This window comes from Wolbachia endosymbiont of Cylisticus convexus (genome assembly GCF_003344345.1).
Window position 1 is genome coordinate 1 of sequence record NZ_QPIP01000048.1, and the last position, 12262, is coordinate 12262.

Below are 12262 nucleotides of genomic sequence, written 5' to 3' on the forward strand. Positions count from 1 at the left end.
CATAGGCGTCTCAAGTTAAGAGAATACGCCCAATATAGCAACCATTTAAGGTTTATTTGTTATATTTATTTTTTAAGAAATCTTGATCTGAAATAAGATAATTTTTCTTAAAGAGTCTATAAATTACTAATTTTATCGTTTAATATCTAAAATAATTTTTACCGCTTCTCTTCTTTCTTATGCCACTTTTTCTTAACTTGACGCCTATGCTTTTTTTTAAACATTCCCTTCAAAATGGGTAGAATGTAGTTTTAGGTGAATAAAATATTTCAAGTGGTGGCAGCTACCTTAGCTGTAGCTGTAAAAAACAGTCTACAACTTAAGAAAATTTTATTTGAAAAACAGTATAATCTTATTTCTCTATAAAATACTATCTTCAACTTGAATATGTTGAAAAATATTTTGCGTATTATCCAAAAAGTTATTCTTTATATTAGTTAATTCAGATTGTTTTTGGGATAGATTATCCTCCATTGTTCTGTTAAAACAATCAAGATCATTGCACTTTAATTGAGAGTGCATGTCTCCATTTTCATATAAACTTCGTATAACATCATAATATGCTCGAGTTTCATCAGTTTCTGGTTGTTGCTTTTCCCTGAGTATTGCCTTTAATTTCGAATCTATGTCTAATTCTTTTTTTATAGCTTCAGTAGCATTTTCATGATACTTTTTATAATCCTCAAAACTCTTTAATATTTTATCTTTTACTTCGTTTTGTAACATTTTTAGCAAATCTTTAGCATGAGGTTTTTCAATTTTTTGCTTCCACTCATCATATGTATATTTTTGTTTCCCACCATATTTTGTGCCATAACACTCGCTTCCTGCATTAAATATTTCTTCGTTGCAGGTTTTATCACCCTTATAAAAGTAATCGCTTATATTGATTTTATCGCGAGTTATAGTTTGTTTAATTGCTGCTTTGTTTTCTCCAAGTTCTTCTCTGTATTTGTTAATGCAATTTGACAATTCTTTTTTGCAATCTATAGTCATAAGCTGGTTCCTTTAAATATAATTAAATCTATTTTAGCCTAAAATAATTAATATTTTATTAGGTAAATCAGGTTAAATTCTGGATGAAATTTGTTTGAACTGTTTTCAAAACGAATAAAATATAATTTTAGGTAAATAAAATGAATTACGATGTAATCATTTCAGGTGGTGGGCTGATTGGTCTTATTACTGCTATTGGCCTTAGTAATGACTCTGTATCTGTAGCCGTAATTGAAAAAAATAGTCTACCACGTACAGTTAATGACAATCGAGCATTTGCCATTTCTCAAGGGTCAAAAAAGATATTGGAAAAATTAGGGATCTGGCAGTTCTTAGAGGGTGAAACTGAACCAATACTTGATATATGCATATTAGATGGAGATAGCCCATTTACTGTGCATTATGACCATAAAATGGTTGGTGAAGAACCAATGGGTTATGTAATCAAGAGCGCTATTATATGGAATGCAATTAATAATAATTTTTTGCATAAACTCAATGTATATTCTCCACGTTCCTATAAAAAAGTTGCTTGTGACGAAGGATACGTGGAAGTTACTCTTGATAATGATCAGCAATTGATATCATCGCTATTTATCTGCGCTGAAGGTAAAAACTCTAAGTTGCCAAAGTTGTTTTCTATACCAATGATAAAATTTGATTATAAACAAAATAGCATAGTATTTAATGTAAAGCATGAATTGCATCACCAAAACTTAGCTGTAGAGCGGTTTTTTCCTGGTGGTCCATTTGCAATTTTGCCAATGAAAGGTGGCTATACTTCTTCAATAGTTTGGACAGAAAAATACGAAATTTCAAAAATGCTAATGAGCTTATCCGAAGAGGAATTTATCATAGAGCTCAAAAAAAGATTTGGTTCTTATTTGGGAGAAATTGAGTTAGAGAGTGAAAGAAGATCTTACCCTTTGAGTTTTACTTTTGCGAGAAAGTTATATAAAAGCAGAATTTTGCTTATTGGCGATGCAGCACATTCAATCCATCCAGTTGCAGGTCAAGGACTTAATCTTGGAATGAGAGATGTAGAGAGTGTTATAAGACAAATAACTACTGCAAAAGCCTCTGGTATTGACGTTGGCAGTCATTACCTATTGAAAAAAATTTCACGTGACAGATACTTTGATAATTTTACCATGGCACTTGCAACTGATGGGCTAAATAGGATATTTTCCAATAGAATATTTTGCGCTAGAGCATTTGGTTTAATGGTAGTTGAAAATTCAGATTTTCTTAAAAAACGTTTCATTCGGCACGCTATGGGGTTTATGTGAACCACTATCGTATCACAATGTTCGTACAGCTGTGTGTGTTCCATCAAAAGTGTCATACCAGTGCCTGTTTCTGTCATTCCGGTACTTCCTCTCCTGTCATTCCAGTAGCCTTTTCTTGTCATCCCAGTGCCCAGACACTGGGATCCAGAAAACTTAACTTTGAATAAATCTGGATTCCAGCGTCACGCGCTGGAATGACACCCATTTCTTTCCAGTACTTCCTCTCTTGTCATTCAAGTAGCCTTTGTAGTGTCATTCAAGTAGCCTCTTTGGTGTCATCCCAGTGCTTGACACTGGGATCCAACTAAATTGGTAAACACGAAAGCGCTTTTTTGATGGAACTGAGCGAAAAGACTGGATTCCAGCGTCACGCGCTGGAATGACATTAAATGATTTTCCTTATTTTAGCATTAAGCACGATAAAGAAAATCATTTATAATTGCTATAGCAACTAGTGTAGACACTTGACGTTCCTTGTGATTTGATAAATAGAGGTTTTTATCTGATTTCACAACAAGGGCTTCTGGATGACTTTGAAAGTAAATATTACCATGCTTATCTTCAATAGCCTCTATTACCCCATCACTCGAAAATGCTACAACTTTATATCCAAGTAACTCCAACTTTTTTCTGTTTTCTGGTGTATTACTCACTGCTCCTGAATGGGCATCTGGAAAACATGTTGAAAACCAACCATTTTCGTCAGGTGATAAAAATCTAGCAACCACTTCGGCTAAACGACTGTTGGGAACGATCTTTATCTGCTGGAGAGGTACATCCTCTTTCTGTGGATTAGGTGCTGATTTTAAATGAGATCTTCGCTTCTCTTCATCACTCACAAGATTTGCCACACTCACTACTTCAATTCCCTTTGCATTCATTATGCCTTGCAAACCACCACATATGCCAAGTAAATGAATTGCAGGGTTATCATCAATTATTTTTACAATTGCTTCAGTAACAAGCTGGCGACAAGGAGTAGGAGGAAAAGGTTCGGAGTGTAAATTGTAGTAATTTCCTGGAATGAATATTCTATTTATTTTGTGTTCTTTAATAAACTTTGCAACTTTAACTTTTATTCGGTCTAATGTTAACTTCTTTGCCAATGTTTCATCTTGTTTTGCGAACTCTGCTTGAATTTTTTTAAGGCTAATTATTTTATTATAATCAATTAGTACAATTTTAACTCTAAAATTATTAAACATCTCGTAGACACTTTGAGATAGCCCAAGCTCATGCGGGTATGTCTCTTCTTCCGTTTTTAACAAACCAACAACTATGTCATCATTTACTCTATTTTCTGCCGTCAAGGCAGTTGATGCTGGTTCTTCTTTTCTGGTTACATGTTGAGATGCCGGTTTTTCACTAACGCCAGCATAAGTAATATTGCTTAATAATAGAACTATAATTAATAGGATATTAAACACTTTGCTATAACATTTATACATATAGTTTAACTTCTTAACACTTATATCAATATCATAACATATTATAGAATATTTTGCAATAAAAAGGTAAATTTGATAAGAAAAAGAATGTGGCCTGAGCAGGAATCGAACCAGCGACACAAGGATTTTCAGTCCTTTGCTCTACCAACTGAGCTATCAGGCCAACTACGTACTTTCATTTTTAGATAAAAAACGTTATCATGTCCATCAAAAGTTTTTGAAGTATAGAAACAAAAAATGAACACTGATAACAAAATAGGAATCTACCCTGGTACATTTGATCCTATAACCTTTGGGCATCTTGACATAATAAAAAGAGCATGTAAGCTAGTCGATAAGTTAGTAATCGGTGTTGCAGAAAATGTTAATAAGCATACTGCCTTTGACATAAATCTGCGCACAAACATGGCTGAAAATGAAGTAAAAGAACTAGGGATTGATGCAAATGTCATATCTTTCAATGGGTTATTAATGAAGTTTGCCAAAGAGCAGAATGCCTCTGTTATTATCAGAGGGCTCAGAGCAGTATCAGATTTTGATTATGAATTTCAAATGAGTTGGGTAAACTACAAACTCTCTCCTGAAATTGAAACTATATTTCTCCCTGCTTCTGAAGATACTCAATTTATCTCATCAAGTTTTGTGAAGGAAATAGCGAGATTAGAAGGAGATGTTGGAAAGTTTGTATCAAAAAGTGTCCAAAGCGAATTGATTAATCTAAATAAGGTAAAAAATGGAGAATAAATACTCGTTATCTTTTTTATTTTCAAACGGGTATGTTCAATGTATAAAATACTATAAACTAAAGGAGTGACATGTCAGAAGTGAGGGATAATAACGTAATAGTTTGCTGCCGTGGTGATGAGAATGATGATGGTTCTGGTCATCCAGTAGTATATTTACATAAAGAAGGAGAAATGTGTTGTCCTTATTGTAATAAACCAATGAATGAAATAGTAAACTTCGAAGAATTTCAATTTGTTGAGGTGAAAGCAGTGAGTGAAAAGAAAAGAACCAAAATTTAATAGTACTTCATTTTTTTAGCTTATGTAAATAGCAATGAGAGGGGCAGTAAAAATGAAGCTATCCATACGGTCAAGTACTCCCCCATGACCGGGTATTATACCTCCACTATCTTTAACATTGTAAATTCTTTTGATGAGTGACTCAGTAAAATCTCCAAGTTGGGCTAGAATAGCAATTGTAAAGCCAATTATTGGAGAATAAAGAATTGGAAATAAACTCAAAAATATTGAGCCAAAAATTGTACACACTACTCCAGCTAAAACTGCACCAAAAAGCCCTAACCAAGTTTTGCCTGGGCTAATGATTGGACAAATTCTAGTTTTACCAAAATTTTTGCCGAAAAAATAGGCAGCAATGTCGATACTCCAGATAGTTAAGATGAGCCATATTAGTACATATTTTCCCTGTGGTAAGCTATAGAGGTATATTAACGAGGCATTTGGTAATGCAATTAATAGTAATGCGAAAATGTATAAGATTCTATTGCCCTGAGTTAGGTTATACCATTCAAAAGAAGATAAAACTGCGATTGAAAAAACTAGTAGATAAAATGATAAATCACTGAAATATGTAGCAAAAGAAAATATGAGTAATATTACTATTGAGGACAATATTCTAACCATAAAGTTATTATCTACCATATTTTTTCTCTCTTTTTGTATAATCTTCTAGTGCTTTGGTCAAATCTTGACAAGAAAAATCAGGCCACAAAGTATCACAAAAATACAATTCAGCATAGGCTGCTTGCCATAATAAAAAGTTGCTTAACCTTTTTTCGCCACCAGTGCGAATTAATAAATCCAATTTTGGCAAATCCTTAGTATACAGAAATTTTTCAAATTCGTCTTCCAGTACGCAATCGATATTTCCTTTTATGATGTTGTTGATAGCATGTATAATTTCTTGCTTTGCTCCATAACTAATTGCAACAGTGAGTAATAGGCCATCGTTCTTATGTGTCACTTCTTCTGCCTTTTTAATTTGATCGAATATTTTACTGGGCAATAGACTTAAATTGCCAATAAAATTCAACTTAATGTTACAATTGTAAATGAAATTGATTTTATCTTCATTAGTTAAAACGGAATAAAATAAGTCAAATAGGCAGTTAGTTTCGTTTTTAGGTCTGAGCCAATTTTCCATGGAAAATGCATACAAAGTTAAGTAAGGTATGGTCAAGATTGTGCAATGCTTAGCAATATCACATGCAACCTCACTGCCTTTTCTATAACCATCAATTTTTATCCTTCCTTGATTGTTTGCCCACCTACCATTACCATCCATAATAATTGCTAGATGTTTTGGCAGAGATTCTAGATTTAACATTTCAATTCAACCTGTTATTCGGTTTTACCTATCCTAACAATATCAATTAACTTAACGTCTATATCTCTGTATGAAGCGTTCACTACATCAACCTAAAACTATATTATTACTGAAAAATCATTGATAGTCTATACTCTACTCTATGAATAAAGTTTTCTGAACCAGCTACTTAGATGATAAGTGACAGAAAAACTTGGTACTTCTAATGAATTTATTAGTTTGTTATACACTTCTTTTCATGTATAAATTTATAGAAAGTTTTATACGGAAGTTGTTTTATGAGCAAAATTATAGAAGTCAGAGCACCAAAAACTCTTGGTGGTGAATCGGTCACGGAAGGTATAGTCAAAATAAAGAAAAATATTGGCGAAGCAGTAAAAGTAGATGACTTGATCTTTGAAATTGAAACTGACAAAACGGCGCTGGAATTAACTGCAGAAGCTTCAGGACAAATAACTGAATTTTTTGTGAAAGAAGATGATGTAATCAGCCCTGATCAATTATTGGCAAAACTTGCTGTAGGAGAAGTAAAAGAAGAAGTGAGAAAAGAAGATATAAGCGAAGCTCCTGCTAAAAAAGATGCCCCATCAGCTCGTAAAATTATGGAAGAAAATGCAATCAGTGCAGAAAGTGTAAAAGGAACTGGCATGGGAGGCAGAATAACAAAAGCAGATGTGATAGATCATATGAATAAGGCTGAACAACCTGCGGTCGAACTACCAAAAAGTGTAGTAAGTGGAGAGAGAAGAGAAGAACGAGTAAAAATGAGCAAAATAAGGCAAGTAATTGCTGCTCGTTTGAAAGCATCGCAAAACACTGCTGCAATACTAACCACGTTCAATGAAATTGACATGAAAAACGTCATGGATCTCAGGGCAAAATATAAAGAAACTTTTGAAAAGAAATATGGAATAAAACTGGGTTTCATGTCGTTTTTTATAAAGGCAGCAGTGCAAGCGCTGAAAGAAATTCGTGAAATTAACGCTGAAATCTCAGGTGATGAAATCATATATAAAAATTACTATGACATAGGTGTTGCTGTTGGCACTGATAAAGGTCTTGTTGTGCCAGTTATTAGGAATGCTGACCAAATGTCATTTGCCGAAATTGAACTCACTTTAGTTGCCCTTGGTAAAAAAGCACGAGAAGGTAAGCTGCAAGTATCAGACATGGAAGGTGCAACATTTACTATCTCAAACGGTGGTGTATACGGTTCACTCCTTTCCACTCCGATAATAAACCCTCCGCAATCTGGAATACTTGGCATGCACTGTATACAAAACAGGCCAGTTGCTGTAGGCAGCTCAATTGAAATCAGACCTATGATGTACATTGCTCTCTCTTACGACCACAGAATAGTTGATGGCAAAGGAGCAGTTACTTTCCTTGTTAAAATAAAAAATTACATAGAAGATCCAAATAGATTGGTTTTGGAAATTTAAACAGGTTAAAAACGATAGGCCAGTTTTTCTGAAGTTTTCAAGGTGGGGAGATTGTTGTTACAGCTGTACAAACATTGTGATTTATGCCTCAAAAATGCGAGTAGTCCCTTTGGTGTTATCCAAGTAGCTGACACTGGGATCCCAGCTTCCATAATGTCATCTGAGTAACCTTTTCTTGTCATTCCAGTGCGTGACACTGGAATCCATCTTTTCATTTAATCTCATCAAATTTAGCTTAAGATTAGCTGCTCAGTTTGCTTGCAAATTTTTCTGGATTCCAGCGTCGCGCACTGGAATGACACCATTTGCTATGCAATTTACCTTCAAAAATGAATGTTCGTACAGTTGTGTGCGTGACACTTGAACAACACTATCTGCTATTTTTACTCATAATTACCTTGCCTGAGCGAATACGAAAACTTAATTTCAAGTATAGAAGTAATCGTGTTAAAAAAAAGAAGATATTGGTAAACCACTGTCTTCTATTGTAATTAAAAATACATTAAATCTTGGTTTGTATCATTCTCTAATGCCATAGACAACAAATTTTGTGCCTCCTGGATATCGCTTGCAATATATGCTAATTTATCACTTAGGTCATTAAGCATTGGTTTTTGTAAATGAGATGAGATAGGACTAGGAGACTCACATTCTTTACGGCACTTGTCCGCTGCTTCTAAAGTATTCCCTGATTCAAAAACCATATCTGCACATTTTTTCATGCATTTTGACGTAAGACCATCCCTATTTTGTTGTAAATCCATTCCCGATGGAAAGTGTTTTGCAGATCGTATCATAATATACTCCTTAATTAAAAATTTAATATAATATTAACATATAAACACTAATTTTATATTTAAATCAGTATAATTACTTTTCAGAGCAGTAATATGTTTTCTTTATTGAAAAATTCAGAAAAATGCTATCTAAAACATTAAACATAAGATTAGTAATTTTACCATTTCTATATAAAGTTTAATTGAGAGCCCTTTCAGAAATTTGTAGGGCTTTTTTTTGTTGACCTCTCATAAAAAACATTTTATGTTAACGATATTTATAGAGAGGTATATAATGTTAGGTAATCAAAAAAATTCTGAAGTTGTAAATCCAGTTTCTTTTTGCAAGGAAGCTTATGCGTCTAAGCATGAGGATATTGAAGTTTTTGAGAAGTTTATTGTTATTGATAATCAGGAAGAGTGGGAGAAGTTCTTTAAAGCGCAGAATGATATTTCTACTAATACCACTAATAAAGTAATACAAAAGCCTCATGTTCATAAGAATAGTGAGGGTATGTATAGGTACACTGCTGAAGGTAATAAGTATAATGGCAAGGAGATTATAGGCAAAGTTGCTGAGCAGATTAAAGAAGAGATAGCTAAAAATGTAAAAAGTAGTGTTATAAAACTCAAGGAAAGTAAAAACGCAGATAATAGTGTTAAGCCTGTTCTAAGAATTGTGCTAGATGATAACACAAAGGAAGTAAATTTGATGGATCTTATAAGTAATGATGTGTGTAAAAAGTATGGAGTAAAAACAATTACGCTGTGCCTTCCTGATAAAAGTCATACAAGAGGAATACGTTGTCAGATTGATGAGCATGGAGCAAGAATTTATGAAGTAGCTAACGGTTCATATGATATGACCTTGAATTGGTATGTTGAAGGAAAAGAGTGTCGAATGAAAATCAACATTAGTGATGACGGTTCTGTAAAGTTTATTGAAAGGAATGGTGTCACTTGGGATCAGTTAGCTGCATACCAAGAGGTAAAAGTAGGAAGACAATATGAAGCAAAGCCTCTATATGAAGCATTATCACATTTAAGACAAGAAGGTTCTGAAATAGTAGAGGCTTCACATCAGCCTTCAGCAAGTGTGGAAAGTGTAGTTGTGTCAAAACAACTTTCTCTTCTGCTCAAAGATAAGTAAGAAGGCGGTATGGGCTGCTTGCAAATGTAGGCAGCCTATATCTTAGCATCCTTATTTCATATTCTTTAAAGAGTTTCTATTTTCTATACTTTCTTTATTAAAAACCATAGGCGCCAGTTGGTTTTAAAGTAAAAGTCAAGTATCTGGAATTCTGGACATAAAATCCTCCTGTATAAAAAAAAAGTGCAGCGTACATACGACAGAAATTAAGCACACTTACGTACACTGAAGAAGACACGCTACATTTTGCTGAGTTTGATTATTTAATGAAAAAGTCTGCAGACAAATTTGAGCTCTTAAAATATCTCTATTTGTAATTATAATTAGATTGAAAATATGCGGAAGCAATTTTTTTTTAATATACGTTAGCTACAGTTAAAACATAATTGACTTTGCCTAGTTAATATTCCAAATTATAAAAAAGACAAATAATTTCATGATATTGCAGGGTAAAAAAGGGTTAATAACCGGAATAATAAATAAAAGGTCGATAGCGTATGGTATAGCAAAAGTTCTTTCAGAGCACGGAGCAGAATTTGCAATCACTTATCAAAATGAAACAATAAAAGAAAAATTATTACCAATAGCAAATGAATTAAATGTGGAGCTAATATTGCACTGTGATGTTTCAAATGAGGAAACCATAGATAATGTTTTTAAGGAAATAGAGGAAAAGTGGGGTACTCTTGACTTTTTGGCACATGCAATAGCATTTTCCGATAAAAATGAGTTAAATGGTAAGTATGTCAATACTTCACTAAACAACTTTTCCAAGGCAATGCATATATCGTGCTATTCTTTTACTGCTTTAGCACAAAGGGCCGAAAAAATGATGTTAAATGGCGGTAGTTTACTTACTTTGTCTTACTATGGTGCTGAAAAAGTGATGCCAAATTATAATGTTATGGGTTTATGTAAAGCAGCACTTGAAGCAAGTGTAAAATATATAGCATGTGATCTTGGGCCGCAGAACATCAGAGTGAATGCAATTTCCGCTGGTCCAATCAGAACTTTGGCATCTTCTGGAATAAGTGATTTTCACTCCATATCAGAGTGGAATAGAAATAATTCTCCGCTTAGACGCAATGTTACAATAGAGGATGTTGGCAAAGCAGCACTATATTTATTAAGCGATTTAAGTAGTGGTACAACTGGAGAAATTTTGCATGTTGATTCAGGGTATAATGTTGTAGGAATGAAAGTAGTTGACTAATAAAGTACTGCAGATGCATGCGAAACCAGTGTTTCTTTTCTTGTCATACCAACTTCCATATTTACCCCAGCTTCCATAATGTCATCCCAGTCTGGGATCCAGAAAAATTTACAAGCAAACTGAGCAGCTAATCTTATGAGCTTGAAATGAAAAACTGGATTCCAGCATCAAGTGCTGGAATGACACCCATTTCTTTTTAGTGCTCACTTTCTTGTCATTTGAGTAGCTGACGCTGAGATCAAGATTAGGCACTAAGTTGGTAAACACTTTACAACGTTTTTGATGGAACGGCGCGAAAAGACTGGATGCCAGTGTCAAGCACTGGAATGACAGGAGAGGAAGTACTGGAATGACACCATCATAAAGGAACCAGTGTCAGCTACTCGAATGACAAGAGAGGGGAATGACATTTCACCATGTCATTCCAGCACTTGATGCTGGAATCTACCGTCTTAAGCGTCAAGATAAAAACTATTGTTTTTTACCATGGCATTTAAACAAATAATGATTTTTCTCATGACAGCAACTAATGCAACTTTAGCGGCTTTGCCAGAAGCAACTAAGCGCTGATAAAGAGCTTTCATTTTCCTGTTATGACGCATTGCGACCACAGCAGACATGTATAATGCTTTTCGAGCATAAAACCTGCCACCTATGATTTGAGCTTTGCTTACCTTTCTTCCGCTTTCATTAGTTTTTGGTGCAACTCCAATTAGACAGGCTATTTCTTTATTATCTAATCTACCAAGCTCAGGTACTTCTATGAGTAGGATACTCGCAATTTTGCGTCCAATACCTTTATAGCTAGTTAGAAGTTTGCTTTTTTCCTTCAAACCAGGGTCAGAGTCTATTATGTCTTCTATGTCTTGCCTAACTTGCTCTAATTGTTTTTTGGCAAATTCTATCTGCTTTACTATATATTCTCTGGCTTTTCCTGTCACATTATGTAAACGACACATATTTGCGTGAACATCATCGCTTAGATTACGCTCAATTGCTCTTAGTTCTTTTAGTTCTTCTTGTTTTTGTGAAACTATACATTCTACTACCTCATCGTTTTTTGTGATAAATTCAGCATACTTTTCTAGCAATTTTGCATCTAATTTGTCTGTTTTTGCAAAATGGTTACAAGCTTTCGCAAACGCATATACCCGGTTTGGGTGAGCTCTATGCACAACTATACTATGTTCTTGTAACAATTTTACGACAAGTTTTTCATAACCGCCTGTTGATTCTACTACACATAATTCAACAAATACATTAACTATTTTTGACTTTATAAACTCAGATATAGCTTTTTCTGCATTTTCTATACGCTGATGTTTATTGTTGATTGAAATATCAAGTGTCTCTTTTGAAACATCAATACCCATAAAAACTGTTCTAGCCATTTTTGCACCTATAAATTATAATCAAATAACAATATAAATGATGTACAGGATTGTGATTCGATCTTTTAGATCCCCCTACCGTTCGTACTACATTTTTTAAGCAAGGAGTGTACTGAGATTCCTACGATTTCTATCAATCAATCCAATTGACAGTATCACTCCTTGCTCATTATAGCCTTGCGACTTTGATTTAATATACAATCCA

Annotated in this window: 13 protein-coding genes and 1 tRNA gene; 6 read left to right on the top strand and 8 right to left on the bottom strand. The window is 34.0% G+C overall.

Annotation, left to right across the window (positions count from 1 at the left end):
• Window positions 1-360: 360 nt before the first annotated feature.
• Window positions 361-996, bottom strand: coding sequence for a hypothetical protein (locus Wcon_RS05840; protein WP_114517559.1), 636 nt, complete (start codon window positions 994-996; stop codon window positions 361-363).
• Window positions 997-1136: 140 nt separating this feature from the next.
• Between Wcon_RS05840 and ubiH the strand changes: the two genes are divergently transcribed.
• Window positions 1137-2285, top strand: a complete 1149-nt coding sequence (ubiH, locus tag Wcon_RS05845; RefSeq protein ID WP_114517560.1) for a 2-octaprenyl-6-methoxyphenyl hydroxylase — start codon at window positions 1137-1139, stop codon at window positions 2283-2285.
• Window positions 2286-2695: 410 nt separating this feature from the next.
• On the opposite strand, the gene Wcon_RS05855 is transcribed toward ubiH, so the two are convergent.
• Both Wcon_RS05855 and Wcon_RS05860 read right to left on the bottom strand, forming a co-directional pair.
• Window positions 2696-3733 (bottom strand): gamma-glutamyl-gamma-aminobutyrate hydrolase family protein, encoded by a 1038-nt coding sequence (locus Wcon_RS05855; protein WP_114517570.1) that lies wholly within the window; start codon window positions 3731-3733, stop codon window positions 2696-2698.
• A 90-nt stretch (window positions 3734-3823) separates the two neighbouring features.
• Window positions 3824-3896: transfer RNA gene (locus Wcon_RS05860), tRNA-Phe, on the bottom strand.
• Between the two features lie 74 nt (window positions 3897-3970).
• On the opposite strand from Wcon_RS05860, the gene coaD reads away from it, so the two are divergent.
• Together coaD and Wcon_RS05870 are read left to right on the top strand one after the other, a co-directional pair.
• The gene (coaD, locus tag Wcon_RS05865; RefSeq protein ID WP_114517561.1) at window positions 3971-4477 is read left to right on the top strand and encodes a pantetheine-phosphate adenylyltransferase; all 507 of its coding nucleotides are present in this window, start codon (window positions 3971-3973) and stop codon (window positions 4475-4477) included.
• A 71-nt stretch (window positions 4478-4548) separates the two neighbouring features.
• Window positions 4549-4758, top strand: coding sequence for a zinc-finger domain-containing protein (locus Wcon_RS05870; RefSeq protein ID WP_114517562.1), 210 nt, complete (start codon window positions 4549-4551; stop codon window positions 4756-4758).
• 15 nt (window positions 4759-4773) lie between these two features.
• On the opposite strand, the gene Wcon_RS05875 is transcribed toward Wcon_RS05870, so the two are convergent.
• Both Wcon_RS05875 and uppS read right to left on the bottom strand, forming a co-directional pair.
• Window positions 4774-5400, bottom strand: coding sequence for a phosphatidate cytidylyltransferase (locus Wcon_RS05875; RefSeq protein ID WP_114517563.1), 627 nt, complete (start codon window positions 5398-5400; stop codon window positions 4774-4776).
• Window positions 5390-6085 (bottom strand): polyprenyl diphosphate synthase, encoded by a 696-nt coding sequence (gene uppS / locus Wcon_RS05880; RefSeq protein ID WP_114517564.1) that lies wholly within the window; start codon window positions 6083-6085, stop codon window positions 5390-5392. The genes Wcon_RS05875 and uppS overlap by 11 nt, the downstream gene beginning before the upstream one ends.
• Before the next feature lie 278 nt (window positions 6086-6363).
• Between uppS and odhB the strand changes: the two genes are divergently transcribed.
• Window positions 6364-7527 (top strand): 2-oxoglutarate dehydrogenase complex dihydrolipoyllysine-residue succinyltransferase, encoded by a 1164-nt coding sequence (odhB, locus tag Wcon_RS05885; RefSeq protein WP_114517565.1) that lies wholly within the window; start codon window positions 6364-6366, stop codon window positions 7525-7527.
• A 5-nt stretch (window positions 7528-7532) separates the two neighbouring features.
• On the opposite strand, the gene Wcon_RS11440 is transcribed toward odhB, so the two are convergent.
• Together Wcon_RS11440 and Wcon_RS05890 are read right to left on the bottom strand one after the other, a co-directional pair.
• Window positions 7533-7742 (bottom strand): hypothetical protein, encoded by a 210-nt coding sequence (locus tag Wcon_RS11440; RefSeq protein WP_179947492.1) that lies wholly within the window; start codon window positions 7740-7742, stop codon window positions 7533-7535.
• Between the two features lie 276 nt (window positions 7743-8018).
• Window positions 8019-8291 carry a hypothetical protein gene (locus Wcon_RS05890; RefSeq protein WP_147269161.1) on the bottom strand — a complete coding sequence of 91 codons (273 nt, stop codon included), beginning with the start codon at window positions 8289-8291 and terminating at the stop codon, window positions 8019-8021.
• A gap of 307 nt (window positions 8292-8598) precedes the next feature.
• Here Wcon_RS05890 and Wcon_RS05895 point away from each other — a divergent pair, with 307 nt between their 5' ends.
• The gene (locus Wcon_RS05895; RefSeq protein WP_114517567.1) at window positions 8599-9453 is read left to right on the top strand and encodes a hypothetical protein; all 855 of its coding nucleotides are present in this window, start codon (window positions 8599-8601) and stop codon (window positions 9451-9453) included.
• 436 nt (window positions 9454-9889) lie between these two features.
• Window positions 9890-10666 carry an enoyl-ACP reductase FabI gene (locus Wcon_RS05905; protein ID WP_114517568.1) on the top strand — a complete coding sequence of 259 codons (777 nt, stop codon included), beginning with the start codon at window positions 9890-9892 and terminating at the stop codon, window positions 10664-10666.
• Between the two features lie 452 nt (window positions 10667-11118).
• Here Wcon_RS05905 and Wcon_RS05910 read toward each other — a convergent pair whose 3' ends face one another.
• Entirely contained in the window at window positions 11119-12057 is a 939-nt protein-coding gene (locus Wcon_RS05910) for an IS110 family RNA-guided transposase (RefSeq protein ID WP_114516788.1), read from the bottom strand.
• Window positions 12058-12262 lie beyond the last annotated feature (205 nt).